Genomic DNA, 25035 nt, shown 5'->3' on the forward strand with positions numbered 1-25035 from the left:
CCGATGACCCTGACAATAACAAGCGAGCTATGCGCCGCGATGGTGCGCGAGGCTGAGGCGGCGGCACCGATGGAGTGCTGCGGCCTGCTGCTTGGCAGTGGCGACAGCATTTCGGCGATCCTGCCGGCACGCAATGTTCATGAAACGTCGGAGACCGCCTTTCTGATCGATCCTGCGGTACTGGTACAGGCGCAGCGGACAGCACGTGCGGGCGACGCGGATATTGTCGGCTATTATCATTCGCACCCAAATGGCCGCACCGGGCCGTCACCGTGTGACCGGGCTCAGGCACTCCCCGATGACCGGATATGGGCGATCATCGCCAATGGCGATGTACGGTTCTGGAAAGCCGTAGCGGACCAAGATAATAACGGCTTGGTGGCCTTCATGCCGGTTACAAAGGCATAAAGGGCGGATAGGGACCGATAACTGTCTTGCGCCGATGCGCGGAAATCGTCAAATGACACAATAGCCGGATGCATCTCGCACCGGTTTCGGCTTTGCAACAGGGACCAGCTATGCCCGTATCGGAAACCAATCTTGCCAGCCTGTTATGTTCACGCCTGTGCCATGACCTGCTCAGCCCGGTAGGTGCGCTCAACAACGGCCTCGAGCTGCTGGCCGACGAGACCGATCCCGAAATGCGCCGCCGCTGCATCGACCTTCTCGAGGACAGTGCCCGTGCCGCAGCGCAGAAGCTGAAATATTATCGTCTTGCCTTTGGCGCGGCTGGCGGCTTTGACGATCACGTCGATGTCAATGAGGCGCACCAGCTGATCATAGGTCTGATTGCAGGCAAGTCCTCGACCTCGCTGCAATGGGATGTCGCAGCGGAGACATTGCCCAAGGCGGCGATAAAATTGCTGCTCAACCTGGTGCTGATCGCCAATGAGGCGCTGGTGCGTGGTGGTGATCTGGCGGTCGCTGCCGAGGAAAGCGCCGGACGCATCGAGATAGTGGTGCGCGCCAACGGCCAGAAGATCGCCGCGGACAGCCATATCCTCGCGATGCTGGCCGGCGGTGAAGGCAGTGACGAGGAAGAGCTGAATCCACGAACCGCCGCTGCTTATCTGTCACGCGCCATCGCCGAGGAGCATGATGGCGCGGTGCAGGTGGCGCTGCAGGATGACAGCCTGGTTCTCGGTGCGATGATGGCGGCGTAAAGCGCTGATCCCCTGCGCTAAGCGTGCCCGCGCTTAAAGATATTTTAACCATGATCGCGGCAAATGGTGTGACGCCAATTGCCGGGTGGAACCATGGACGATCTGCAGCAGGAATTTATTTCGGAGACGCGCGAGACACTCGACGCTCTCAGCAGCGAGCTTGTCGCCTGGGAAAGCGAACCCGATCATGGCGAGCATCTGGATGCGATTTTCCGCTTTTTCCATACCGTGAAAGGCAGTGCCGGCTTCCTGTCGCTGCCGCGTTTCGAGCGGCTGGCGCATGAGGCGGAAAATGTGCTGGCGATGCTGCGTGAAACCAGACGTCCGATCACATCACAGCTTGTCTCGGCAATATTGGCACTGGTTGATCGTATTGCTGAACTGATTGTGGCGCTGGAAAACGGGTTGCCGCTCGATCATGGCGACGATGTCGACCGCATTCAGGCGCTGCATATCGCCTGGGACGCAACATCGGATGATAATGATATTGCCGCGCAGCGTGATGACCGGCGCAAGCATGATGCGGTGCAGCCCGACACCGGCGACGCCACCCATCCAGCCCGTTCAGAGCAGCAATTGCGCACCATCCGCGTGCCGCTGTCGCTGCTCGACCAGATGATGAACAGCGTTTCGGACATGGTGCTGGCTCGCAATGAAGTGGCTCGCCAGATCCGCGAAATGGAAGATGCCCCTGGCCTCGACAGCGCGTTTGAACGACTGTCGGCCTGTGTCGGTGACCTGCGCGACAGTATCGGTCGCACCCGGATGCAGCGCATGGACAGCATCTTTGCGCCGCTGCCGCGTATCGTGCGCGATCTCGGCAAGGATTTGGGCAAGCAGGTCGAACTCTTTTGCAGTGGCCAGGACGTCGAGCTTGACCGCGAACTGATCGAAATGATCCGCGATCCGCTGGTTCACATCATCCGTAACGCCATCGATCATGGCCTCGAAACACCCGATACCCGTGAACAGGCGGGCAAACCCTCTGCCGGGCGGCTGGAAATCAGCGCTTCGCAATCGGGTAACCAGGTACTGATCACCATCAATGATGACGGTGCCGGGATCGACACCGGGCATCTGGGTGAAAAGGCGATTGCCGCGCGCATATATGATCGCGCCGAAATAAACGCGATGAGCGAGAATGATCTGCTCAATCTGATTTTCGCGCCTGGTATCAGCACTGCCGAAAAGGTGACCGCGATTTCCGGTCGCGGTGTCGGCATGGATGTAGTGCGCGCCAATATCGAACGGGTTGGCGGCGCGATTGATCTTCAGAATCGCCCCGGCCAAGGGCTGAAGGTGGTAATCCGCGTACCGCTAACGCTGACGATTATTTCCTGCCTGATATTCGAGAGCGGGGGTCATCGCTTCGCCCTGCCGCAATCTGCGGTGCGCGAAATCACCTCGCCGGTCAATCAGCAGGTACGGATCGATCATGTCGGCGATGCCGATTTTGCGGTCATCCGGGGCGAACATCTGCCGGTGGTCAGGCTCGGGCAGGTTTTCGGCGAGCAGCAGGCTGCACTTAGTGCTGCTGACAGCGTCGATACCGTACTGATCGTTATCGATGCGCATATCGCCTCGCGCTATGTGCTGGCAGTCGACAGCGTCACCGATCATGAGGATCTGGTCGTTCGACCGGGTGCCCCGGCGATCATGACCACCAATATCTTTGCCGGCACCACGCTTCCCGACAATGGCCGCCCGATGCTGCTGCTCGATCCCGCCGGGATCGGCGAGAAGGTTGGCATTACCCAATATGCCGGCCAGATTGCTGCTGCTGATACCCGCCATGACGGCGAGGACATCGGTGACAGGGGGGACGAGACACGGCTGTCGATGCTGGTGTTCCGCGATTGCCAGCGGCGGCGACGGGCACTGGCGCTCGACATTATCGAGCGGGTCGAGGATTTCCCGGTCGATGCGTTGGCCTTTTCCGCTGGCCAGTTGCGGCTGACCAAGGGCGAACAGACCTATCCCGTTTTCGGCATTGATCGTCCACCCCAGAGAGGTCAGATCAAATTGCTGCAACTCAGCGACGGGATTACCACCCTGTTCTATGCCATTGACGATATTGCCGATATTCACCGCACCAGCAGCGGCTCGCTGGCCAGTGGAACAGTGGCAGATGCCGATGATGCCTGCATTACCGGGGTGATTGTCATCGATGGCGAGCAGGTCGAGATTGTCGATGGCTATGGGCTGTTCAGCCAATATGCCGGTAGTGCCGGGCCGGTGCTTGCCGGCAGACGCCCGCTTTGTGTGCTCGATGACAGCGACGATGGCTGGACCCGCCGTATGCTCGAGCCGCTGATCATCAGCGCCGGCTATGATGTCAGCCATGACCGCAGCGCCGCTGACCGCGCCGATGTCGTGGTTATATCGGACCAGGCCGCAGATGATCTGGCCGGCAAGGACAATGTCATCCGCCTGAGACAGCAGCCTGAGGCAGAACCGGGATCGAACAGCATCTATCGTTATGACCGTATCGGCCTGATCGGCGCGCTGCAAGCGAACCGGAGATCGTCAGCCGGTGACGACGGGGGAGGGACCACAGCGTGAACAATCTCTATCTCAGGGCACGGCTTGCCGGCCGCGATATCGCCATTCCCGCCGCCTGTGTCGAAAGTGTGGTGAAGATATCGGATATCGTGCCGGTCCCGGCGGTATCGCCGCATATAGCGGGGCTGTTTGCCTTGCGCAGCCGGGTACTCACCATTGTCGACTGCGCCTGGTTTATCCATGGCAGCAAAGGCGATATTGCCGATACCAGCCTCGCCATCGTCGTCACCATAGACAATCATCATTATGGCCTGCTGGTCGATGCCGTTGACGATATCCTCACCATAGACAGCGATCCGGTGGCTGCGACCGGCGGAGTGGGCCGTGGCTGGGACATGCTGGGCGACACCATGCTGCATGTCGATGATGCCATTGAAGCTGCCCGGTCATTGCTGGTGCTGGATGTCGCCAATGCCGTCAATCCGCCGCCATCCGCTGCAGCAGGACTTGCCGCCTGAATCGCCGAAAGCACAGGCAGGTAACATCGCGATACATGTGGTCGCTCGTTAAGCCGATCCTTACTATTGGGGTGTATTTCCATGGCAAACCGTCCGGGTGCATGAACAGGGAATGCAAGCATGAAAAACTGTCTGGTTGTCGATGACAGCAAGGTTATCCGCAAGGTAGCCCGCCATATTCTCGAAACACTCGGCTATCATGTCGATGAGGCCGAGGACGGCCAGAAGGCCCTGCATCACTGCCGCGAGAGCATGCCCGATGTGATCTTGCTCGACTGGAACATGCCGGTGATGTCGGGCATGGATTTCCTTCGCGCGCTGCGCCAGGAAGAGAATGGCGACGGCCCCAAGGTGGTTTTCTGTACCACCGAAAATGGCCGCAACCATATCGAAGCGGCACTTAGCGCCGGAGCCAATGAATATGTCATGAAACCCTTTGACCGGGAAACACTGGAGTCCAAGCTGCAGCTTGCTGCAGTCGCCAACTGACATAGCGGAGCATGTGATGACACACGGCGTCGCCGCACATCCGCCATCATCTTCGGTCCGGCCATCCCGGCGCAACTGGAAGGCGGTTGAATCAACCCGGGTGATGTTGATCGATGACAGCTCGGTTGTGCGCTCGATTCTCGACCGGGTGATTTCAGCGCATCCGCAGTTCGATGTTGTTGCTTCCTTCGCCGGCGCCGGACCGGCGCTCGAATATCTCCAGCGCGACAGCGTCGATATTATTGTCCTCGATATCGAGATGCCCTGTGGCAACGGGCTCGATGCCATGCCGGAATTGCTGGCGCTTTCCGAAGCGCGGATATTGGTGCTTTCGTCACGGGCCGAGCCTGGCGGCGCTGCGGCGGTTCGCGCGCTCAGCATCGGTGCCTGCGACACATTGGCCAAGCCAGGGCGCAGCAGTTTTGCCGGACAGTTCGGCGAGATTCTGCTCGAGAAACTGACTTCACTCGGCCGTTCGGTTGCGCGCGAGCTGATCCCGGCCGAGCCGGTGGTGATACGCGAATATGATGATCCCGGCGGAACACTCGACTGTATCGCCATCGGGTCATCGACCGGCGGCATACCGGCGATGCTCGAATTCATCGCCGAGATCGACGACGATATCCGCGCGCCGATCCTGCTGACCCAGCATCTGCCGGCGGCGTTTTTGCCGTTTCTGGTGCGCCAGCTTGCGGAGAATACGCCGCGCCGGGTATGGCTGGCAGAGCAGGGCATGCCGGTACAGCGGGACAGCATCTATGTCGCGCCAGGCAACGGCCATATGCAGATCGCACCCGGCCGTTCAGGCGCCTGTTTCGCCATTACCGAGGATGAAGCAGGGCGCTATATGCCTGCAGTTGACCCGATGCTGGCCTCTGTCGCCAAACGCTATGGCAAGGCGGCGGTGGCCATCATCCTGAGCGGCATGGGACGGGACGGTCTGCTCGGCGTCGAGCAAATAGCCGATGCCGGTGGCAGGGTATATGCCCAGGATCCGGCGACCAGTGTTGTCTGGGGTATGCCCGGTGTCGTCGCCCGCGCCGGCATCGCCTCGGCAATATTGCCGCCGCGACAGATAGCCGCGCACATTGCCGCCACCTATCGCGATGCAATTGCCGCTGCCGCCGAGACACGGAGGCGCAACAATGTCTGACATGGACAATATGCTGCCCTCCGCAGACGACAATCCACCCCATCCCGCAGCCAAGGTGCTTGCCAGCCTGCTCGAAGCGCGGACCGGGCAGGTGATCGCCCCCAATCGCTTCTGGCGTATCGAGACATCACTCAAACCGGTGTTGCGCCAGCACAATATTCCTGACCTCGATGCTCTGACTGCAGTGTTGCTCGGGGTGGAAAGCGACAGTCTGGTTCGCGACATTGTCGAAGCGATGCTCAACAATGAGAGCAGTTTTTTCCGCGATGTAGCCCTGTTCGCCCTGTTGCAGCAGCAGGTGCTCGACCATATCGCCGCACGCAATGCGCGCGAGCGGCATTTGCGTATCTGGTGCGCTGGCTGCTCCACCGGGCAGGAGCCATATTCGCTGGCGATTCTGCTCGACGAAGTCAGGCACCGCTGGAAAGGCTGGACGATAGAAATTGTCGCCAGTGATATCTCGCACCATGCTATCGCCCGCGCTGAGGAGGCGCTCTACACCCAGTTCGAAATTCAGCGCGGCCTGTCGGCGGAGCGCATGTTGCGTTATTTCCGCCAGGAAGGGACTAGCTGGCGCTTGCAGCAGAACATTCGTGATATGGTTTCGTTCCGTCAGGAAAATCTGCTGCAACGTGTCCCCGGACAGGACGCATTCGATTTGCTATTGTGTCGCAATGTGCTGATGTATTTCTCGCCCGAAGCGCGGCACCGTGCTTATGCCCGGCTGGCGTCAGGGGTACGCGATGACGGTATATTGGTGCTCGGCGCGGCGGAAACGGTAATCGGGCATGACACCGCATTTCGCGTCAGTTCGCAGTTTCGCGGCTGCTATCAGCGCCAGCCCAGGCAAGCCGGTGCGGGTGACCAGCCGCTTGCCATGCGCGGCTGATGTCCATACACCTTGGGCATTCGCAGCAATCAGGATGCTCATATCGCCGTGACCAGTCTCAAAACGATTGCGACACCATCGCCCAATTATGACGAGCGCAGCCTGCCGATCTCGATGCTGGTGCTGCATTATACCGGCATGGAGGATGGCCCGTCAGCGATCAACTGGCTGGCCAATCCGGAATCGAAGGTTTCTTCGCACTATGTTGTTGAGGAAGATGGCCAGCTTATCGCGATGGTCGATGAGGACAAGCGCGCCTGGCATGCCGGGCGCTCATGGTGGCGCGGCATACATGACGTCAACAGCGCCAGCATCGGCGTAGAGATCGTCAATCCGGGCCATGAATTCGGCTATCGCCCGTTCCCCGAAGCGCAGATGCAGACGGTTTGCGACCTCGTCGCCGATTGCGTCCAGCGATACGCCATCAAACCGATCAATGTCGTCGGTCACAGCGACATCGCCCCGGCGCGCAAGGAAGACCCGGGCGAACTGTTCGACTGGGAACGGCTGGCGCGGCTCAAACTCGTGGTACCCAAACCCGATGCGCGGCTGGTTGATCCCTATTGGAGCGACGGTGCCTTCCTGCTGGCTCTGGAGCGTTTCGGCTATGCCATCGCCGATGGCCCAGCCGCAGTGCGCGCCTTTCAACGACGTTTCCGGCAGGATAATGTCGACGGGGTGATTGACGGCGAATGCCGGGCGTTATTGTTTGCGCTGCTGGTTGAGGAGTATTGAGAGGCGGCTAATGGTCTGACATTTGCCCAGGCAGACCGTTCAAGGCAGAACAGCGCTTTTCGCTGAGTCTCCGGCGCGGAATATCAGCGTGTTTACGCTGGTGCCTGATCCCAGATTGACCCGGTTTTCCTGCCGCGACCATATGTTGGAGAGAATTTGCGCGCGCACCAGCAACTCTGCCCCACGTCCTGGTGAAGAGCCCTCCTGAAGGACAATCAGATTGCCGCCTTCAATCTCTGTTCCCAATAGCGTGAGCGCAATCACTTCACCCTCGCTGCTGATCGAGAAATTCTCGGCAACATAATTGGCAAAGGCACGACGGCTTTCGATATCGGTGATGATATCGGGCGCCTTCCTGCCCTGTGCTTCGAGCGCATGCTCGGCGTCATGCAGCGGCACGCGATGCACCACCTCCAACATCTCTGTGCGCGGATTATGCGACACCGTTGAGATGGTGATTTTCTGCTTGTGCGCCGCCACCGGCACAGCCAGCAGCAGCGCGGTTATCACGATCAGCAGTCGCGTCATTTTTTGGAGCTCTTTTTCGATCCCTGTGTCTCGGCCATCAGGTCACGTCCGGTGCGTGATTTGGGATCGGGCGACTTGAACGCCTCGACCCGGCTGGGGATAATGCGTCGCGGATAGTGATTATTCTCAATATCCGCGTCCGCCGTTTCCCAATCGGGATCGACAACAACCTGGGTCAGCTCCTTGCCTTTGGGAAAGACCAGCAGCTTCTTGACGTGACGCGAATCGCGACGCCAGATTTCCGCCGGGATCGTGATCTTCTCACTGCTGCCATCAGCGAAGGTCAGGCCGAGGATGATGGGCATGACCAGCCCGCCCTTGTTGGAAAAGCTCAGCACATAATAATTGGCATCTTCCCTGACCGCGCGGTCAAAGGCAGTGCGCATCCAGGCTTCATCGAGCGATTCAAGAAATTTGCTATAATCCTTGCGATCCTTGGGCGTGACGGTGAACCGGTCATTTTTGTCGTAGAAGTCGGTTACACCCGGATTTTCCAATACCCAGATCGGCAGGCGCTGTTCGCGGTTCTGGCGGACGCCGACTTTCTCCGGCTCATCCGCCAGTTCCTGACGGCGGCGTGGCAGATCGATATCCGGGTCTTCAGTGTCGATACGCAACTTGTGGATGGTGTCTAGCGATATGTCGACATGATCGGTGGTGTAGAACCAGCCGCGCCAGAACCAGTCGAGATCGGTGCCCGAGGCTTCTTCCATGGTACGGAAGAAATCGGCTGGAGTCGGCCGTTTGTGCTTCCAGCGGCGGGCATATTCCCTCAGCGCAAAATCAAAGCGCTCGCGCCCGATGACTGTATCGCGCAAAATGTGATAGGCGGCCGAAGGTTTGCCATAGGCATTGGGGCCGAGGTTCAGCACACTGTCCGATTGTGTCATGATCGGCACCTGCTGATCGGAGGTCATATAGGGGATAAGGTCACGCGCGATGCTGCGGCCCCAAGGCATGTCCGGATCCCATTCATAACCGGCGACGGAGTCGAGGAAAGAGTTGATGCCTTCATCCATCCAGGTCCATTGCCGCTCGTCCGAATTGACCGTCATCGGGAAATAAATGTGGCCGATTTCGTGGATCACCACGCCGACCAGATAGACCTTTTCCGACAGCGAATAGGTGCGCGTGCCATCATCGTTCAGCGTCGTGCGTGGCCCGTTAAAGGTGATCATCGGATATTCCATGCCGCCGACCGGGCCATTGACCGATTGCGCCGTGGGATAGGGATAATCAAAGCTGAAACGCGAATAGACCTTCATCGTGTGAACCACGGCAGCGGTGGAATATTTGCGCCATAGCTCGCCGCCTTCCTTGGGCCAGAAGGACATCGCCATGACAGTTTCGTTTTCGGCACCGGGCTGTTGATGCCCCTGTGCATCCCACATGAATTTGCGGCTGGAGGCCCAGGCAAAATCGCGGACATTTTCCGCGCTGAAGCGCCAGGTCCTGGTACCGGAAGGTCCGGTACGCTCATTGGCGGCGGCTTCCTGCGGGGTAACAATAAACATCGGCTCACCAGCGGTGCGCGCAGCCGCAAGCCGCTGGCGCTGGGTCGCTGTCAGAACCTCTTCCGGGTTATTCAACACGCCGGTCGAGGCGACGATATGATCGTCGGGCACCGTCATCGTCACATCATAATTGCCGAATTCCAGCGTAAATTCGCCGCGGCCGAGAAACTCCTTATTGTGCCAGCCTTCATAGTCCGAATAGGCGACCAGACGCGGGAACCATTGGGCGAGCAGGAAGATATCATTGCCGCCGGGACGCGGATCATCGGGGAAATGCTCATAGCCCGAACGTGCATAGACCGAGTTTTCCTCGACGATATTATAGGCCCAGTCGATCTCGAACTCGACGCTTTGCCCGGGCGCGAGCACGGTTGGGAGATCGATCCGCATCAGCGTGCCGACAATGGTATATTTCAGGGCGGTTCCGTCGGATAACCGGACCGAGCCGATATCATAGCCAAAATCGTTATCCGCCATGGACTGCTGGCGACGTAGTTCTTCAATCGAGAGTTTCGCGGGTTTGTCGCCATTGGGTGCGGTAACGCTGGGGCCACGCCGACCGGGCCCGCCAAAGGTATTGGTGAGTTCCGCCATGGAATCCTTGCGGAAGACATTCTGGTCAAGCTGCATCCAGATCCAGGGCAGGGTGTCGGGGGAGTTGTTGGTATAGCGAATGCTGGCTGTTGCTGTCAGTCGGCGCTTCTTTTCATCCAGCTGGGCGGCAATGCGATAATCCGCCTGTTGCTGCCAATATTGATGACCCGGCGCGCCCGAGGCATTGCGATAGACATTGGGGTCGGGAAGAACCTCGTCAAGCTGGCGGAACTTGTCTTCGAAATCGCCCTTGGTCTGTTGTATCCCTTGCGCCAGCGCGGGTGCAGCCATGACGAATGCGGCGATGAAGGCGATAAACCTCAAGATGCTCTCCGATGTCAGCAAGAATGTCTGTGCGAATGTTATCTTATATCTTGATGATGCTGCTTAGGCGGTTTCCATCGCAATCGCAAATGGTCTGCACATCGGTCATGCTCCCGATATAGTCAGCCGCCAAAAGACCGGATGAATTATCGGCGAGATTCGGTTGTGTGTTCGGTTTCAGTCGCTATACGCTCAGCCCCATGACAGATGCACATATGGAAACACCGATTGTCGCCGTTGCTCCGGGCGATGGAATTGGCCCTGAAATCACCGACGCAGCACTGCGTGTCATCGAAGCCGCAGGCGCGCGTTTCGAAACGCTGCCGATCAAGCTGGGTGAGGAACTTTACAAGAGTGGACACACTTCGGGCATCGGCCCGGACACGTGGAATGATCTCGCCCGCAGCCATGCGCTGTTCAAAGGCCCGATCACGACTCCGCTGGGTTCGGGCTATAAAAGCCTCAACGTCACCTTGCGCAAGACACTCGGCCTGTTTGCCAATGTTCGGCCTTGCCGGTCACTTCACCCGGCGGTCGCCACTCTGCATCCCGAGCTCGACATCGTTATCGTGCGCGAGAATGAGGAAGACCTTTATGCCGGCATCGAGCATCGCCAGACGCATGAGGTGTTCCAAACGCTCAAACTTGTCAGCCGTCCGGGTACCGAGCGGATCATCCGCTATGCGTTTGACTATTGCCGCGCCAATGGCCGCAGGAAGCTGACCTGTTTTACCAAATCGAACATCATGAAGCTGACCGACGGGTTGATGCAGAGCGTGTTCGAAGAGATCGGCGCAGAATATCCCGATATTGAGCAGGATCATATGATTATCGATATTGCCTCGGCCCGCCTTGCCGCGCGGCCGCAGGATTTCGACGTGATCGTGACCAGCAATCTTTATGGCGATATTGTCTCCGACATCGCGGCCGAGCTGACCGGCTCGGTCGGCCTCGGCGCATCGGCCAATATCGGCGCGACCCTCTCCATGTTCGAGGCGATCCATGGCTCCGCGCCCGATATTGCCGGGCAGAAGATTGCCAACCCCTCGGGCCTGATTCTCGCGGGCGTGATGATGATGAACCATCTCGGCCAGGGCGATGTCGCAAGCAAAGTACACAATGCCTGGTTGCGTACCATTGAGGATGGCTTGCACACCGGCGACATCTACAAGGAAGAGACTTCCAAGGCACGCCTCGGCACACAGGAATTTGCCGATGCGGTGATTGAACGGCTCGGCTCCGCGCCGGAGCACTTTGCTGCGGTCGCTTATGGCGAAGACAGCGCGGTGCAGATCACACCCTATGAGCGCCCCGCATCGGCAGACCTTGCGGCTCGCAAGCTCATCGGCGTCGATATTTTCGTGATGAGTACGCTAATCCCCGAAGACCTGGCCGCAACTCTGCGAAAGGCGATCCGGGATGCGGAAACGCTGACCATGTTGACCAATCGCGGCATCAAGGTCTGGCCGGCGCACAATCCGGCAACCTTCTGTACCGATCACTGGCGCTGTCGCTTCCAGTTCGCTGGCGATACCCCGGTTACCCCGCGCGCCATCGTCGATCTGTTGGGCCGTCTGGTCGATCAGGGCATCGATGTCATCAAGACCGAAAATCTCTACGAGTTCGATGGCGAGCCGGGCTATTCGCTCGGTCAGGGACAGTAAGCAATCGGGATGGCCCATATGGCATGGCGCTGTGATATACGGGGCCATGGCTGACACAATCTGCATCGCGGAAGAGCGCCACAAGGCCTGGCTCATGTCCCGGGACAAATGGGTCGATGAGTCCTGGATCGGGCGCTGTATTCGTCTGGGCGAATATCTGATTGCCGAGCGCGACCATGAGCCGGCAGGGTTTGTCCGGTGGAGCTGGTTCTGGGGCAAGGTGCCCTATATGGACATGATCCGTGTCGAGCCTGCGCTGCAACGGAGCGGCATAGGGACGCTGCTTCTGGGCCATTTGCAAGATATTGCGGTGTCACAGGGCGCGCAGATAATCATGACCTCATGCGAGAGCGATGAGCAGGAGCCGCTTAACTGGTACAGGAAACAGGGGTTTGCTCCGACCGGCGATATTGCAATCCCGACCATACAGACCGCGCGTGAGACCTTTCTGGTCAAACATTTGTAGCAGCCGCGTCGTTGTTGCGACGGGTGTAATAGAGCTGCGGACTCAAGACAGCTTCCTATGGCGTCCTCTTCTTGACCGAATGGCCGCTTATACCGTCAGGGGTGAATGTCGGTTGCTGGGGGTGAAAGCGGACAAAGCGACAGAGCCACGCCTTCAAACCCACAAGTGTCTTCAGCCCATCCGGGTCTTAGCCAGCGGCTCGGACACTCCGGCAAGTTCGACCTCAAGGTGTGACCCCATGATCGGCACAGTGACCAATGATGGTCCGGACGTCGCAATAGGCGGTGCCCTTTGCAGTGACCTGAACGCAAGACTGCCTGGGGACGCGGACCCGTTCGGAGACAACGGGGCATTCCACAGCCTCATTGGCTTTTTCGGGCTAATCTTTTATTCGCGCAGCAAGCCGAGCGAGGCGAGCATATATTTCACATCCGGATCGCGCTCAGCGTAATTGCGATAGACCACGTCATAATCCATCGTCCCGCCGCGGCTCAGGACTTTCTCGCGCAGGCGTTGGCCGTTCTCGCGCGTGAGACCGCCATTGGCGAGAATGTAGTCACGGCTGTCATGGTCGAGCATCTGGGTCCACAAATAGCTGTAATAGCCCGAGGAATAGCCGGTTGGGCTGGAGAAGATATGATTGAAATAGGTGCTGCGATAACGTGGCGGCACGACTTCCACTTCAAGGCCCAGCTCCGAAAGCGCCTTATTCTCAAATGCGATCACCTTTTCAGGCGTGTCGATCGCGGCGGCTTCTTCGGCAGAAAGCGAGTGCCACTTCATGTCGAGCAGCGCCGCTTCCATCACCTCGCCAAAATCATAGCCCTGGTTGAACTTGAACGCCGCTTCGATCCGCTCAAGCAGTTCGAGCGGCATAGGCTCGCCGGTCTTAAAATGCTTGGCATAGTTTTGCAGCACGGCGGGCTGGTTGCGCCACATTTCGTGTACTTGTGCCGGGTATTCGACGAAGTCGCGCGGCGTTGCGGTGCCCGACAGGCTCGGATATTTCTGCTCGGCGAACATGCCGTGCAGGCCGTGACCAAATTCGTGGAACGCGGTCTGCACCCAGTCCCAGCTGATGAATTGCGGCTCACCCTCGGCCGCTTTCGGCACGTTCAGCGTGTTGATGATCACCGGCTTTTCATCATTGAGATAGTTCTGCGGCACAAAACTGCTCATCCATGCACCGCCACGCTTGGAGGGGCGCTGGAACGGATCGAAATAGAACAGCGCGAGCTCTGAACCATCCGCGTCAAAGATCGTATAGACCCACACGTCTGGGTGGTAGGTCGGGATGTCGTCGCGGCGCTTAAAGGTCAGGCCGTACATCTGGTTCGCCATGTAGAAGACGCCGTCTTCGAGCACGTTTTCGAGCAACAGATATTCGGTGACTTCGGATTCGTCGAAATTGTAGCGTTCCTGGCGCACCTTGTTGGCGAAGCGATACCAGTCCCACGGTTTGACAGTGTGATCGCCGCCTTGTTCAGCGATTGCCTCGTTCAGCACGGCGGCTTCACGGCGCTGCGTTTGAGCGAGCGCAGGCACCATCTGCGCCATAAAATCGAGCGCGAGTTTGGGTGTGTCGGCCATATTGCCCTGCATGATATAGCTCGCCCAGTCGGGCTTGCCGAAAAGCTCGGCTTTCTCGGCACGCAATGCGGCGATTTTTGCGACTGTCATGCGGGTATCGAACGCGGCATTGGTGCCGTCGGTGCGCGCATAGGAAAGCTTGAAGAACTTCTCGCGCACGGCGCGGTTCTCAAGCTCAGGGAGGAGCGGCTGCTGCGTCGTGTTCTGGAGCGCGATCGCGTATTTGCCGTCCATGCCCATTTCAGACGCGAGCGCGGCGGCGGCCTCGATTTGCTTTTCGGAAAGCCCAGCCAGTTCTTCGGCGGTGTCGACCACCAGCGGCTGATCATTCGTTCCGTTGCGGACTGTCTGGCCGAACTCGGTTGTCAGAGTGGCCAATTCGGAGTTGATCTCTTTGACCCGTTCGCGTTGCTCGTCAGACAGTTCTGCGCCTGCTTTGACCATGTCTTCATAGGTCTTCTCGAGCAGCTTGGCGTCCTCGAGATCAAGCTCCAGCTCATCGCGCTGCTCGTATACCGCTTTCACGCGAGCAAAAAGATCGGGGTTGAGCGTGATCGAGGATCCGTGCTCGGAGAGGATCGGGCTCACCTCGGTGTTGATCGCGTCGATCCCGTCGGTAGTGTTGGCGCTGGTGAGTTGAAAGAACACACGGGCGACGCGGCTAAGCATGCGGCCGGATTTCTCATAGGCCACGATCGTGTTTTCGAATGTAGGAGCGTCCGGGTTATCGATGATCGCCTGGATTTCTTCTTTCTGAATCGCCATGCCCTGTTCGAAGGCGGGCATATAATCGTCTTCGCTGATCTTGCTGAAATCGGGCGCCTGGAAAGGGAGTGTGCTGGCCGAGGCGAAGTAGTTTTCGGTCTCACCGCTGGTGGCGAGAAGTCCCGTTTCCGAGCAAGCGGTCGTGCCAAGGCTCGTGACCAAGGCCAGCGCCGATGCGGCAAGAAGCGTGGAAGAAAAAAAGCGGGTGGGTTTGGATATATGTGTCATGCCTGTCGGTTATGCGTAAAAGAGCCAGCGCGTCAATGTGCTTTTCCGTGCGTTTGTCGAACGTCGTTCGACACTGGCAGGAGAATGGCATTTACGCTCCCCGATCAGCGATAAACGCATGTTTAACATGTTCGGCTAAGTCGGCCTGGCTCCCTGCTCTCAGCGGGACGGTGAAGCAAGCTCCGGCAGAACCCTCGGCCACACAGAAAGATAGCCGGTCGAGAGACCCGCGTCCGCAATTGGGTCGTGAATAGACAGTCGGCTTTTTGCGAAACAGCAGACTAAGCTGACCGACCGATCATCGGCGGGAACGGCAACTCAATGATTGTCAGCTTTTGGGGGTGGAAGCGGAAAGTCTGGTTTCGGGTTGCGAGATTTAGGAAGTAGACATCACCCTCGCGATGAACTCCTAACCGCGAGTTGCGATCCCAGCGAGAAGCCCTTCGAGCGTTTTGAGATATGTCGATGCTGCTGCTTCGAAGTCGGCTTGCGCTGCGCAATCAAGGGCTGCTGCCTGTATTGCAGCAAGAACAATATTGGAAAGCGGCTCAATAGGTTGCGATGCAATCGCCCCGGCTTGCATCGCAAGACCCAGTCCACCGGCAACAACGCCTCCAAAATGTAAGTTGTCCAAAGCTCTCCAACGTTCATAGCCGAGGACACTCGGGGCATCTTGAAGAGTGATCCGACTTACGGAGGGCTCAGAACAGAGCCGGAAATAGGTCCTTGTGGCGTCCATTAAATTTTCGAGCGGGTCTCGTGCCGTCTGTGCTGTAGAGGCGACGGTTTTCGCCAAGTCCGTTGAAACCTCTTCGAACACACATTCGAACAGCTCCTCTTTATTCTGGAAGTGGTGGTAGACAGCGCCCTTCGCAACGGACGCATCAGAAGCGATGGCGTCGACGGTTGTTTCGGCAAAACCAGCGTTTCCAAACTTCTTTGTGGCCGCAACCAGTATGGCAGCCCTCGTTCTCGATCGTCGCTCTTCTTGCCGCACCATCATTACTCTCCACTTGACTTACCGACTGTTGGTCAATAAATACTGACCATCAGTCAAAAATAACCATGTCATCGGGGTAATTCAATATGGGCGCAATCGAACTACTTCTCGGTAAAGCTGGCTTTGTGATCTTTACGCTGGGCTTAGCAATCGGCGCCGTCATTCCGCATTTCCGCAATTCGCGTATGGGTCTTTCGGCGCATACCACTGCGGTCCAAACAGGAACCGCGCTCATCGCCTTTGGTCTTTTTTGGCCTCATCTTGAGATTGCTAGCTGGGCCGCGATGCCCTTAGCCATTTCGCTTATCGCATCATTCGCCATCCTGATTGTTGGTCTTGTTTTGGCCGCATCCTTTGGCGCGAGCGAAACGCTACCTATTGCGGGAAAGGGTTTTAGCAGCACCAAAGCGAAGGAGCGCACCGTCTCGATCTTGACCCTCGGAAGTTCTGTGTCGATGCTTCTCACCTGCGTCGCGGTTTGCTTCTTTTTCCTATTCCCATAGCCGAGAAATGGCCGCTTTATGGCATTGCAAGAGTGTGCGGGGATGTCCGCCTCTGGGTCGATACCGGAATGACCGGTTTTCGATGCTGCCTGACTGTTCGCACATAAGATTAGGCTATCCTGCCGGAAAGCGAGACGAACCATATTCTCGAATTTAGGGCCTTGTCGATGATCCGGAATTGGAGTCCAGGGTGAGCGGTTGAGATGCTCGGTGGTCAATCCGAAAGTTGGCGGTTGAGCTGCTCAATCGCACCCAGCTTGTAGTCATCCGGGCTCTTGCGATCTGACCGCAGCCGGGCTATCTTTTCCCTTATGCTTTACGATGTCCTCACTCCGTCCGAATATCTCGCTGCCTTGGAGGATGATTGGCGTAAAGCGCATCTGTTGGAGATACGCGCCAAAATTCTCGATCGCGAACCAGGACTGGTTGAGCGTATCAATTTCAAGATGCTCGCATATGGCACCGATGATATCGAATTGTTTCACTTGAACGCGCAACGCGGCTATGTGAGCTTGTACGTTGGCAATATCGAAACCATCGACCCCGAACGCGCGTTGCTCTCGGCGTTTAGCCTCGGCAAAGGCTGTATTCGTTTCCGCAAAACAGCAAACTTGAAAGATCCCGGGCTCGATACCTTCATTGAAAGAGCTCTGTCGCTCTTCAAGGCGGGCAATCCTGTCGACTGTTAGAGCCGTGAGCTGAAAGGCGGCTTTGTTGCTTCTGCCGTCAATAAGCAGACCGTCGGTTAGTGGGGCCAGCGCTGATTGCCCGATTTGTCAAGCTCACCAGCTCGGAGCAGATGGTCAGCAATCGGCTCAATCATCGTCACTCCTGCAAAAGCTGATAGACAGTGATGCTTCGTGCTCGACAATGGCGGGTGTTTGAACCAGTGTCCGTCCAATGAAATCCTTTTTGCAAGCTCAAACCCTTACCTGGCCTTTCATGGCTTGGCTGTCGGTGGCGCTGGCGGGGTTTGTGGCTCCTGCCATCGCCATGTTCTGGTTCGTGAATGCGCCTGCTCCCACTCCGCTGGCCCCGGTTGGCGGCCCGATATTGGCGATAGGCCTTATGGGAGCCGGTATGATTGGGGCGGCCGCTGCCGGGCGCTTGTGGTTTGGCCTCCTTCTTGCCCTCCTGACCAGCGCCGGCCTCATACTGTTCGCGCGCATGCTAGCTATGCCAACCTTGCTGCACCCGCTATCAACCGGGCTAGCTGTCATTATCGCCGGCATTAGCTTCGCTGCGCGGGGCACGCTGTTTGCCCGTAGCGCATCCGGTAAAGGTTGGTGGATTGCCGTCTTTGTGGTCGCCGGCGAGGCTGCTGTCGTCCTCACAGCCTCTGCACGACCGGGTTTGTTGCCGGATTGGCTGCTAGCTCTTCTGCCGGCGCAATGGGCCAGCATTGCGATCCAGACCGCGCTCACCGGTACCGGCACTCGTGCGGCAAGCTCTGCCCTGATCGCTCTTGGTGGCACCGCAGCTGCTACGCTGCTGGTGGTCTGGCTATGGCCGCGCCGCTGGCCTTACCTGATAATGTTCACCGTATGGCTCGCTCTATCGGCGCTCGTCTACCACCAGTCCGGCCCTCCGACGGCCCGCACTGACCTAGCTATCGCTGCGGCACCAAGTGGATAAATTACCGCCGCCACCGCCATCCCGCTCTTGGATTGTAATCAGGCATTCAAGAACATACGCACAATCAACCAAGGCTGGACGCGCCGCAGCATGATCTGTTATGCGCAACCCAGCCAGAGGGCTGGACAGTCGCGCGCCGGCGCATTTGCAAAGGCTCGAGGAAAGTCCGGGCTCCACGAAACAAAGATGCCGGATAACGTCCGGCGATCCTGAGCATGTCGAAGGATCAGGGACAGTGCAACAGAAAGCAGGTCGCGAAGGCTTTGGTCACGTGACAGTGAAAGGGTGCGGTAAGAGCGCACCGCGCGCGCCAGCAATGGCCGCGGCACGGTAAACCCCATCTGGAGCAAGACCAAATAGGGATGGCGGGGCAGCGCAAGCTGCCGGACGGTTTCGGGTCCATGCCATCCGGGTTGGTTGCTGGAGCGTATCAGCAATGATGCGCCGAGAGGAATGGCTGTCGAACCCGCTCTATATTATGGAGCAGGGGAACAGAACCCGGCTTACAGGCCCTCTGGCATATAGTCTTGCGGAAATATTCTCAGCGCGCGGCGCTGGCCTGGAACAGCGGCGCTGAACCGGCAGCAAGAGCTACACCGGTCGGTGCAGGCACACTGGCCAGCACAAAGCCCAGCACCATGAGGCTGGATAGCAAGGCAGAAAGGGTCAGTTGGCGGCTCATTACGGTCTCGTCTGTCAATATTGCACTGCAACATAGGTAGCCATGTTGAGTGCGCAACAGGGCTTCGACCAAATCCGCTGACCGCCGATAAACGGCATGGATCGAATAATATGCTTTGTTGATGGGAGCGATATTCAGGCCTGTCCGTTATCATGATAGTTGCTCCGGCGTAATCGCTGCCAAAAGGATGTGTAGAGATATGCTTGCAAAGACAGCTTTTCTTGCTTTTGCCCTGGCGGGTGCCCAACAAGCCGGTATCGCGCAGGAGAGTCCTCCTGTAGAAGCACGGACGGTGCAGCAGGGCGATGAAGCCCGTGATGACACTGCCCCTGATGATACCGATGCCATTACCGTCACCGGCCAGCTCGAGCAGCGCAAGGCGATACTCGGCTATATTGATGCGGTGATCAGCGAGACCCCGGGCGACCAATATGCCCGCTTCACCGATCCGGTCTGCCCCTCGGCGATCGGCTTTTCGAAAGAGAATAATGCTCTCATCGAGAAGCGGATAAGGCAGGTCGCCAAACATGCCGGTGTCGAAGTCGCCGATGCCGAGTGCAGTCCCAATATCCATTTACTGATCGTTGATGACGGCAAGTCGGCGCTCAGAACGCTGCGGAGGCGGTATCGCGCCGCCTTCGGCCAGATGCCGCTATGGCAGCGCGACCGGCTGCAGCGGAATGAAGGGCCAGTTTATGCCTGGCACACCACCGATACCATCTCCAATGAGGACGGCACCAGTCGATCACGGCTGGGTGCGGGCGTGCCTGTTCCCGGCGGGGGCAACAGCGTCATTGGTTCCGAAGCGGTCAATGCCGCGCGCACCAGCACCAAGTCGCTGATAGGCGTTCCGGTGCGGCAGGAATTGCGCCATGCCTTTGTCATTATAGAGCAGGATGCGGTGGCCGGCATGACGACGGTGCAGCTTGCCGATTATGCGCTGATGCGCGGTCTGATACAGACCGACCCGGAAGGCCCGAAAAAGGCGAATATCGAGTCGGTGCTCGAACTGTTCGACCCCGAATTGCGGTCCGATGACAGGCCGCTCAGCGTCCGTGACTGGGACGTGGCGCTGCTGACCGCGCTCTACAAGGCACCGGTAAATGTGCGATCGGCGCGCCAGCGTTCGGCGATGCGCCAGTTCTTCACCGACTATCTGAATACGGATGACGGCGGAAAGTAATTCCATTCGGTAAAGCGCCGGTTGCCGATAGCAATGTCACCGGCATTGCCTCCATGCCCCATGCGGATTAGGCTGTAACCATGGCAGGGATGTCCTCATGGGGGTAGGATTGCATATATCAGGGCTGAGCAAATGGCTCTGGCGGGCCGTAATCCTGCTGTCCATCGGCGTGCTGCAGCTAGGCATTGCCAGCGCGGGTGAAAGACTGGAATGCGGCAGCGACAATGAAGACGCCCGCGTTGCCCTGATCATTGCCAATGGCCGCTATCCCGATTTCAACTGGCCGCAACTCGCCAATGCCACCAATGACGGCAAGCAGGTCTGCAAGGCACTGGCGGGAACGGGTTTCCGGGTGACCCTGCTGCTTAATGCCAGCAGCACGGACATTCGCGAAAATCTGGGTGTATTTGGCAGACAGGCCGCCATCGCCGAAACTGCCCTGGTTTATTATGCTGGTCATGGCTTCGAATATGGCGGCAACAACTATATTGTTCCCGTTGATGCGCCAGCGGTTGCAAGCAAGGCTGAGTTGTCTAGCGCCTTTATACCGTTGCAGCAGGTGATGGATGCCGCCAGTAATGCCAGCACATTTTCGCTGTTCTTCATGGATGCCTGTCGCACCGAGGACGCGGTTGTGCAGCTGCGCGATGTTGAACCGGCCGGGCCTGATGGTGGTGTGCATCCTGTCGGGCTGCTGCGGCTTGACCGTGGCGTTGTTTTCTATTCGACCGCCAAAGGCAGACCTGCCTTTGATGATGCACCCGCAGGGTCAAGGGTCAGCCCCTTCGCCAAAGCGATCATTCAGCGGATCGATACGCCGGGGCTTGAACTGAGCTATTTCTTCAAAGCGGTCGGACGCGATGTCTATGCCCTGACCAAGGATATGCAGCCCGATGCGCAATATCCCTTTCCCTATGGCATTTTCTACGACGATTTCTACTTCGTTGAAGCGTCGCGTGAACAGCGGCCCAACCCTGTGGGTTCCGCGCTTGGTGGTATAATCGGTGGTTCGCGTCCGCGCCAGATCGATCCGGTATTGCTCGCCTGGCTTTCAGAACTGACGATAGACCGTCTTGCGGTGACCGATGAACCGGTCATCATCGATGAACTGCTCGCCCGGTTCAAAGCCGAAGAGGTGATCAATGCCGCAATGTCGGGCAATATGCTGGCGCAATATCTGCTCGGCTATATGTATCATTTCGGCGTCGGCGTGCCCAAGGATTTGTCACGCGCGCGCACCATGCTGCGCCAGGCGGCGCAAAAGGGCCATCCGGCAGCACAGCTGGAATATGGCTATTTCCTGATCACCAACAAAAGCAGCGATGCAGATATCGATACCGCGCTGCAAATGTACCATGCGTCGGCAGAGCAGGGTTATGCCAAGGCGCAATCGCATCTGGCATCGCTTTACTGGCTCGGCAAATATGGTCTGAATGACAAGCCCAGAGCGCTCGCGCTGTTTCGCTCGGCCGCCGATAAAGGCCATCCCTTCGCCATTTATGCGCTGGGCACCTATGGCGACGACTTTACCGGTTCCGAGACACGGCTGCGTCAGCTTGCCGGTGACGGCAATCTCGAAGGACATCACTGGATATGCTCGCTCTATGACCATTATTATCGCGCCAGTGAAGCGGCGGAAGACTGCGTGAAGGCGGCCAGGGCAGGTTTTGCCGATTCACGCGCCATCACGGCGAGCCTCTATGCCGAAGGGCGGGGGGTCGCCAAATCCGGCGAAGAGGCGTTGTTCTGGGCCGAGCTTGCGCTGGGCCAGCCGGACCTGCAACCGGGCAGAAAGGCAAAGATGCTGTCACTCAAGGCTGGATATTCGGGCGAGTAACGCCTAAATTCAGGTGATGGCACATTCACGCAGATCGGTTGACTGGGGTTTTCCCCGCTGGCGCGGCTATGGCGCTTCGCGTGAGGCGGAAAAGGTCCGTATTTGCGATCGCCATGGCTGTGAGGAACCGGGAAACTGCCCGGCGCCGAAATCACCCAACAGCCCCGACCGCTGGTATTTCTGCGAGAAGCATGCAGCAGAATATAATCGCGGTTGGGACTATTTCGAGGGGCTGAGCAAGGAAGAAGCGGCGGCGCGGGCCCGTGACGAAACGCGCGAGAGCGAAGGTTATAGCGAGGCATCGCATTATGGCTGGGCCGGTTCTGGCGATGGTAGCCGCTCGGCCGATGAGATGCGGGCGCTGGAAGTGCTGGGTCTCGATCCGGATGTGGAATTTTCGGCGGTCAAGAAAGCCTATCGCCTGCTCGCCAAGCAAAACCATCCCGATACCAATCCCGACGACCAGGAGGCCGCCGAACGCTTCCAGGCGATCCAGCTCAGCTATCAGGTGCTCAAATCCGCAGAAGAGCGGCGCGAGTGGAAGCCGGAATAATATTGTAGCTTAGAGCCAGCCGGCGATGCTGGGGATCAGGATCGCCAACACCAGCGCATTGCCAAGGCCATGGATGGCGATACCAATCCAGCTATTCTGATAGCGCTGCACCAGAAACGGGATGACGAGGCTGATCGGCATCAACGTTAAAAAATTCCAGCGCATAAATGCGTGGACGAGAAGGTTCCAGCACAGCCCGTTGATCAGCCAGGCCCATTTACCAAAATAGCGCTGCTGCAGCGGCAGGGCATAGCCTCTCCAAAGCAGCTCTTCGCCGCCGATATTGATCACCAGCCATCCGAGCCAGAACAGCACGAGCCACCAGTTGCCGCGGACGGGGACACCCAAAAAACTTGCCAGCCCCTGCGAAATATCAAGTCTGGGGTCAAATAATTCGGGAATGATTTCAGGCGGTGCAAAAAAAGGAAATTGTGCAAAATAGGTGCCGGTACTCGCCAGCAGGATTTCACATAGCTGGAGAGTCAGAAAACCAGCGAAAATGGCAATCCATGCCTCTTTTGTGGGTTTTGTCAGCCAGAATCTTTCACGAAAGGACAATGCCGATGCGCTTTGCCGATGTTGGAAAACCACCCAGGCCAGCATGGTGACAATCGGCAACCATATTGCGGCTGTCCAACTGATAATCAGCGCTATGCCATGGTCGGTTGCCAATGGAACGCCGAGATATACCCCGGCGATTATGGCGATCCCCGGCAGACCGAAAAACAGCAGGGAACGGGTAAAATTCACTTGGGCTCAAGACCCGGTATGACGGTGAATATCTGCTATCACGCCGCGTAACGTTGCGCCGTTTCGCGGATCAGCGCGATCATATTGGGGATGCCCTGGGTACGGTTGGATGACAGCTGGTTCTTGAGGTCAAACGGTTCCAGCGCCGCCGGAATGTCGGTATCGAGTATCTGCTGGGGGGTGCCATCCTGCACAGTGGTTAGCACCAATGCTATAATGCCCTTGGTGATTGCCGCATTGCTGTCGGCGAGGAAGTGCAGATCGCCATCATCGCCGCGGGTGGGATAAACCCATACCGCCGCCGAGCAGCCGCGCACCAGCGTCGCATCGGTCTTCAGCGCATCGGGCATCGGCTCCAGTTGACGGCCAAGCTCGATCAGCAGCCGATAGCGTTCGTCGCCATCGAGAAACGCATATTCGTCGACAATGTCATCAAGACTTTGCATGGCGGCGCGCTTAGCAAGACGCAGTCCGATGCGAAAGAGGGAAAGACGGGCGGAGCCAAGAGAACCGGCCTATAGCTCCACCCCGGCGGCGATGGCTTCCAGCTTGCGCAGCCGTTCGCGCAGATCGGCCAGCTCTATGCGGGTATTGGTGTTGTGCGGGTCATGCGTCTCGTCATCGCCGCTGCGTTGCTGGCGCAGCTCCATCTGCTTGAGCGCAATCCAGTCGTTCCAGGCACGCAACAGCGTCGCTGCGAGGATTGTGAGGCCGAGCAAGGCCGCCGCAGTCACAATCAAGATCGTAGTGGGTTCCTGCATGATATCTTCCTTAAGGTTTCATCCTTGCATTCGGTGCTTAGCTGTTGCGCAAATCTTCTATTTCGCGGGCCAGGTCGCGCGATCCGCGGTCATCGGTAATGACTCGCTCGAGCACTGCGATCCGTTCCTTGAGCTGGTGTACTTCTGCCTGCAATGCCTTGGCCTCGCTATTGTCGGAGCGGAACTGGTTGCCGTCCTCATCCTCCAAAATGCCGTGCTGGGCGCGGTATCGGGCGCGCAGCACGCCAGCGATCGAGACGATCAGAACAATGCCAATGACCATTTCAAACGGATTCATGTCTCTTCCCTCTATCTTCCTGTCTTCAGGCCCGCTGTGCGGCCGTTTATCAGTTTAGTGACTCGTCGCGCAGATCCTCTATCTGCTGCGACAGGTCGTAACCCTTGTCGGTAATCACCCGCTCCAGCACCCGCACCCGCTGCTCCAGCCGCTCGGTCTGGGCCGCATAGCGCGCGGCTTTCTCCGCGGTTTCGCTGCTGACCGCCTCGATCTGCTTTTCCTTGACCTTGAGCCATTTGTTCACCGTGGTCGCGATGATGGCAATGATCGGAATCGACATGCCGACAAATGGGATCAATATGGCGAATTCTTTCATCGGCTAATCCTCTCTTCCCTCCCGGTGCTCACAGCGGTTCGTTGGTGCGATCGTCGCGCTTCTGTTCGATCCGCCTGTCGCGCAGCGCCTCGATCTCATGCGTCAGCTGGTGACTGCTGTCGGTGACGATGCGTTCGACATTGGCCAGCCGGTCCTTGACCGAACCCAGTTCGGCGCGCAGCTCGGCATTTTCCTGGGTCAGCAGCTTGACCCGCTCGACCGCCTCGCGGTCTTTCTTGGGATAGACCGCCTGGCCCCAGGCACCATCGAGCGGATAGCCATTTTTGATCCGCAGCCATGTAGTGGCGACCCAGCCGGCAACACCAACGCTGACGAGCACTGCGATAAAAGGTAAAACGGTTTGGATGACCTGTAATTTTTCCGGTTCCATTGCC

27 protein-coding genes and 1 other RNA gene are annotated in these 25035 nt (G+C 58.1%); 17 read left to right on the forward strand and 11 right to left on the reverse strand.

The features are described from left to right. The first annotated feature begins 3 nt into the window (after positions 1-3). The 8 genes from AAFX04_04205 to AAFX04_04240 all read left to right on the forward strand — a co-directional run bounded on the left by AAFX04_04205 (position 4) and on the right by AAFX04_04240 (position 7449). Positions 4-408, forward strand: coding sequence for a M67 family metallopeptidase (locus tag AAFX04_04205; GenBank protein ID MEO1044622.1), 405 nt, complete (start codon positions 4-6; stop codon positions 406-408). Between the two features lie 110 nt (positions 409-518). Next, entirely contained in the window at positions 519-1163 is a 645-nt protein-coding gene (locus AAFX04_04210; GenBank protein ID MEO1044623.1) for a histidine phosphotransferase family protein, read from the forward strand. A 93-nt stretch (positions 1164-1256) separates the two neighbouring features. Then, positions 1257-3725: a chemotaxis protein CheA gene (locus tag AAFX04_04215; GenBank protein ID MEO1044624.1), complete on the forward strand. Its 2469-nt coding sequence runs from the start codon at positions 1257-1259 to the stop codon at positions 3723-3725. Then, entirely contained in the window at positions 3722-4183 is a 462-nt protein-coding gene (locus AAFX04_04220) for a chemotaxis protein CheW (protein ID MEO1044625.1), read from the forward strand. The genes AAFX04_04215 and AAFX04_04220 overlap by 4 nt, the downstream gene beginning before the upstream one ends. Positions 4184-4303: 120 nt before the next feature. Further along, positions 4304-4672, forward strand: a complete 369-nt coding sequence (locus AAFX04_04225; GenBank protein MEO1044626.1) for a response regulator — start codon at positions 4304-4306, stop codon at positions 4670-4672. Between the two features lie 16 nt (positions 4673-4688). Then, entirely contained in the window at positions 4689-5825 is a 1137-nt protein-coding gene (locus AAFX04_04230; GenBank protein ID MEO1044627.1) for a chemotaxis protein CheB, read from the forward strand. After that, positions 5818-6714 carry a protein-glutamate O-methyltransferase CheR gene (locus tag AAFX04_04235; GenBank protein ID MEO1044628.1) on the forward strand — a complete coding sequence of 299 codons (897 nt, stop codon included), beginning with the start codon at positions 5818-5820 and terminating at the stop codon, positions 6712-6714. The genes AAFX04_04230 and AAFX04_04235 overlap by 8 nt, the downstream gene beginning before the upstream one ends. 48 nt (positions 6715-6762) lie before the next feature. Then, positions 6763-7449, forward strand: a complete 687-nt coding sequence (locus AAFX04_04240) for an N-acetylmuramoyl-L-alanine amidase (protein MEO1044629.1) — start codon at positions 6763-6765, stop codon at positions 7447-7449. A 39-nt stretch (positions 7450-7488) separates the two neighbouring features. On the opposite strand, the gene AAFX04_04245 is transcribed toward AAFX04_04240, so the two are convergent. Continuing rightward, on the reverse strand, positions 7489-7977 hold the full coding sequence (locus AAFX04_04245) for a DUF6702 family protein (protein ID MEO1044630.1): 489 nt from the start codon (positions 7975-7977) through the stop codon (positions 7489-7491). Continuing rightward, positions 7974-10376: a M1 family aminopeptidase gene (locus AAFX04_04250; protein ID MEO1044631.1), complete on the reverse strand. Its 2403-nt coding sequence runs from the start codon at positions 10374-10376 to the stop codon at positions 7974-7976. The genes AAFX04_04245 and AAFX04_04250 overlap by 4 nt, the downstream gene beginning before the upstream one ends. 233 nt (positions 10377-10609) lie before the next feature. Between AAFX04_04250 and AAFX04_04255 the strand changes: the two genes are divergently transcribed. Both AAFX04_04255 and AAFX04_04260 read left to right on the forward strand, forming a co-directional pair. Next, positions 10610-12073, forward strand: a complete 1464-nt coding sequence (locus AAFX04_04255) for an NADP-dependent isocitrate dehydrogenase (protein MEO1044632.1) — start codon at positions 10610-10612, stop codon at positions 12071-12073. Between the two features lie 46 nt (positions 12074-12119). Then, positions 12120-12539, forward strand: coding sequence for a GNAT family N-acetyltransferase (locus tag AAFX04_04260; GenBank protein ID MEO1044633.1), 420 nt, complete (start codon positions 12120-12122; stop codon positions 12537-12539). Positions 12540-12926: 387 nt separating this feature from the next. On the opposite strand, the gene AAFX04_04265 is transcribed toward AAFX04_04260, so the two are convergent. Together AAFX04_04265 and AAFX04_04270 are read right to left on the reverse strand one after the other, a co-directional pair. Beyond that, the gene (locus tag AAFX04_04265; GenBank protein MEO1044634.1) at positions 12927-15122 is read right to left on the reverse strand and encodes a M3 family metallopeptidase; all 2196 of its coding nucleotides are present in this window, start codon (positions 15120-15122) and stop codon (positions 12927-12929) included. Positions 15123-15531: 409 nt separating this feature from the next. Next, positions 15532-16125: a TetR/AcrR family transcriptional regulator gene (locus AAFX04_04270; GenBank protein ID MEO1044635.1), complete on the reverse strand. Its 594-nt coding sequence runs from the start codon at positions 16123-16125 to the stop codon at positions 15532-15534. An 83-nt stretch (positions 16126-16208) separates the two neighbouring features. Here AAFX04_04270 and AAFX04_04275 point away from each other — a divergent pair, with 83 nt between their 5' ends. The 4 genes from AAFX04_04275 to rnpB all read left to right on the forward strand — a co-directional run bounded on the left by AAFX04_04275 (position 16209) and on the right by rnpB (position 18782). Beyond that, the gene (locus AAFX04_04275) at positions 16209-16625 is read left to right on the forward strand and encodes a hydrogenase (protein ID MEO1044636.1); all 417 of its coding nucleotides are present in this window, start codon (positions 16209-16211) and stop codon (positions 16623-16625) included. Between the two features lie 311 nt (positions 16626-16936). Then, positions 16937-17314: a DUF1801 domain-containing protein gene (locus AAFX04_04280; protein MEO1044637.1), complete on the forward strand. Its 378-nt coding sequence runs from the start codon at positions 16937-16939 to the stop codon at positions 17312-17314. Between the two features lie 211 nt (positions 17315-17525). Continuing rightward, positions 17526-18260 (forward strand): hypothetical protein, encoded by a 735-nt coding sequence (locus AAFX04_04285; GenBank protein MEO1044638.1) that lies wholly within the window; start codon positions 17526-17528, stop codon positions 18258-18260. 113 nt (positions 18261-18373) lie between these two features. Next, positions 18374-18782, forward strand: an RNA gene (rnpB, locus tag AAFX04_04290) — RNase P RNA component class A. Between the two features lie 19 nt (positions 18783-18801). Here the strand turns inward: rnpB and AAFX04_04295 are convergent. Next, positions 18802-18942: a hypothetical protein gene (locus AAFX04_04295; GenBank protein ID MEO1044639.1), complete on the reverse strand. Its 141-nt coding sequence runs from the start codon at positions 18940-18942 to the stop codon at positions 18802-18804. A 199-nt stretch (positions 18943-19141) separates the two neighbouring features. On the opposite strand from AAFX04_04295, the gene AAFX04_04300 reads away from it, so the two are divergent. From AAFX04_04300 to AAFX04_04310, 3 genes are all read left to right on the forward strand, one after another. Continuing rightward, a complete protein-coding gene (locus AAFX04_04300; GenBank protein MEO1044640.1) occupies positions 19142-20125 on the forward strand; it encodes a hypothetical protein in 984 nt (327 codons plus the stop codon). A 97-nt stretch (positions 20126-20222) separates the two neighbouring features. After that, the gene (locus tag AAFX04_04305) at positions 20223-21962 is read left to right on the forward strand and encodes a caspase family protein (GenBank protein ID MEO1044641.1); all 1740 of its coding nucleotides are present in this window, start codon (positions 20223-20225) and stop codon (positions 21960-21962) included. Between the two features lie 16 nt (positions 21963-21978). Continuing rightward, positions 21979-22515 carry a J domain-containing protein gene (locus AAFX04_04310; protein MEO1044642.1) on the forward strand — a complete coding sequence of 179 codons (537 nt, stop codon included), beginning with the start codon at positions 21979-21981 and terminating at the stop codon, positions 22513-22515. 9 nt (positions 22516-22524) lie between these two features. Here the strand turns inward: AAFX04_04310 and AAFX04_04315 are convergent, their stop codons facing one another. The 6 genes from AAFX04_04315 to AAFX04_04340 form a co-directional block, all read right to left on the reverse strand. Then, the gene (locus AAFX04_04315) at positions 22525-23265 is read right to left on the reverse strand and encodes a CPBP family intramembrane glutamic endopeptidase (GenBank protein ID MEO1044643.1); all 741 of its coding nucleotides are present in this window, start codon (positions 23263-23265) and stop codon (positions 22525-22527) included. Positions 23266-23303: 38 nt separating this feature from the next. Continuing rightward, positions 23304-23711 carry a SufE family protein gene (locus AAFX04_04320; GenBank protein ID MEO1044644.1) on the reverse strand — a complete coding sequence of 136 codons (408 nt, stop codon included), beginning with the start codon at positions 23709-23711 and terminating at the stop codon, positions 23304-23306. A gap of 69 nt (positions 23712-23780) precedes the next feature. Continuing rightward, entirely contained in the window at positions 23781-24026 is a 246-nt protein-coding gene (locus AAFX04_04325) for a hypothetical protein (protein MEO1044645.1), read from the reverse strand. A 37-nt stretch (positions 24027-24063) separates the two neighbouring features. Beyond that, positions 24064-24324: a hypothetical protein gene (locus tag AAFX04_04330; protein ID MEO1044646.1), complete on the reverse strand. Its 261-nt coding sequence runs from the start codon at positions 24322-24324 to the stop codon at positions 24064-24066. 49 nt (positions 24325-24373) lie between these two features. Then, on the reverse strand, positions 24374-24640 hold the full coding sequence (locus tag AAFX04_04335; GenBank protein MEO1044647.1) for a hypothetical protein: 267 nt from the start codon (positions 24638-24640) through the stop codon (positions 24374-24376). A gap of 28 nt (positions 24641-24668) precedes the next feature. Continuing rightward, positions 24669-25031 carry a hypothetical protein gene (locus AAFX04_04340; GenBank protein MEO1044648.1) on the reverse strand — a complete coding sequence of 121 codons (363 nt, stop codon included), beginning with the start codon at positions 25029-25031 and terminating at the stop codon, positions 24669-24671. Between the last annotated feature and the right edge of the window lie 4 nt (positions 25032-25035).

This window comes from Pseudomonadota bacterium (assembly GCA_039818985.1).
Classification (GTDB): Bacteria; Pseudomonadota; Alphaproteobacteria; order Sphingomonadales; family Sphingomonadaceae; genus Alterisphingorhabdus.

Bases quoted from the DNA above. Each gene is read 5' to 3' on its own strand.
- AAFX04_04340 (MEO1044648.1), bottom strand. From the start codon at position 25,031: ATGGAACCGGAAAAATTACAGGTCATCCAAACCGTTTTACCTTTTATC.
- AAFX04_04295 (MEO1044639.1), bottom strand. From the start codon at position 18,942: ATGAGCCGCCAACTGACCCTTTCTGCCTTGCTATCCAGCCTCATGGTG.
- AAFX04_04230 (MEO1044627.1), top strand. From the start codon at position 4,689: ATGACACACGGCGTCGCCGCACATCCGCCATCATCTTCGGTCCGGCCA.
- AAFX04_04245 (MEO1044630.1), bottom strand. From the start codon at position 7,977: ATGACGCGACTGCTGATCGTGATAACCGCGCTGCTGCTGGCTGTGCCG.
- AAFX04_04255 (MEO1044632.1), top strand. From the start codon at position 10,610: ATGACAGATGCACATATGGAAACACCGATTGTCGCCGTTGCTCCGGGC.
- AAFX04_04325 (MEO1044645.1), bottom strand. From the start codon at position 24,026: ATGCAGGAACCCACTACGATCTTGATTGTGACTGCGGCGGCCTTGCTC.
- AAFX04_04280 (MEO1044637.1), top strand. From the start codon at position 16,937: ATGCTTTACGATGTCCTCACTCCGTCCGAATATCTCGCTGCCTTGGAG.
- AAFX04_04285 (MEO1044638.1), top strand. From the start codon at position 17,526: ATGAAATCCTTTTTGCAAGCTCAAACCCTTACCTGGCCTTTCATGGCT.
- AAFX04_04235 (MEO1044628.1), top strand. From the start codon at position 5,818: ATGTCTGACATGGACAATATGCTGCCCTCCGCAGACGACAATCCACCC.
- AAFX04_04270 (MEO1044635.1), bottom strand. From the start codon at position 16,125: ATGATGGTGCGGCAAGAAGAGCGACGATCGAGAACGAGGGCTGCCATA.
- AAFX04_04310 (MEO1044642.1), top strand. From the start codon at position 21,979: ATGGCACATTCACGCAGATCGGTTGACTGGGGTTTTCCCCGCTGGCGC.
- AAFX04_04225 (MEO1044626.1), top strand. From the start codon at position 4,304: ATGAAAAACTGTCTGGTTGTCGATGACAGCAAGGTTATCCGCAAGGTA.
- AAFX04_04320 (MEO1044644.1), bottom strand. From the start codon at position 23,711: ATGCAAAGTCTTGATGACATTGTCGACGAATATGCGTTTCTCGATGGC.
- AAFX04_04260 (MEO1044633.1), top strand. From the start codon at position 12,120: ATGGCTGACACAATCTGCATCGCGGAAGAGCGCCACAAGGCCTGGCTC.
- AAFX04_04205 (MEO1044622.1), top strand. From the start codon at position 4: ATGACCCTGACAATAACAAGCGAGCTATGCGCCGCGATGGTGCGCGAG.
- AAFX04_04300 (MEO1044640.1), top strand. From the start codon at position 19,142: ATGCTTGCAAAGACAGCTTTTCTTGCTTTTGCCCTGGCGGGTGCCCAA.
- AAFX04_04330 (MEO1044646.1), bottom strand. From the start codon at position 24,324: ATGAATCCGTTTGAAATGGTCATTGGCATTGTTCTGATCGTCTCGATC.
- AAFX04_04265 (MEO1044634.1), bottom strand. From the start codon at position 15,122: ATGACACATATATCCAAACCCACCCGCTTTTTTTCTTCCACGCTTCTT.
- AAFX04_04335 (MEO1044647.1), bottom strand. From the start codon at position 24,640: ATGAAAGAATTCGCCATATTGATCCCATTTGTCGGCATGTCGATTCCG.
- AAFX04_04275 (MEO1044636.1), top strand. From the start codon at position 16,209: ATGGGCGCAATCGAACTACTTCTCGGTAAAGCTGGCTTTGTGATCTTT.
- AAFX04_04210 (MEO1044623.1), top strand. From the start codon at position 519: ATGCCCGTATCGGAAACCAATCTTGCCAGCCTGTTATGTTCACGCCTG.
- AAFX04_04250 (MEO1044631.1), bottom strand. From the start codon at position 10,376: ATGGCTGCACCCGCGCTGGCGCAAGGGATACAACAGACCAAGGGCGAT.
- AAFX04_04305 (MEO1044641.1), top strand. From the start codon at position 20,223: ATGGGGGTAGGATTGCATATATCAGGGCTGAGCAAATGGCTCTGGCGG.
- AAFX04_04215 (MEO1044624.1), top strand. From the start codon at position 1,257: ATGGACGATCTGCAGCAGGAATTTATTTCGGAGACGCGCGAGACACTC.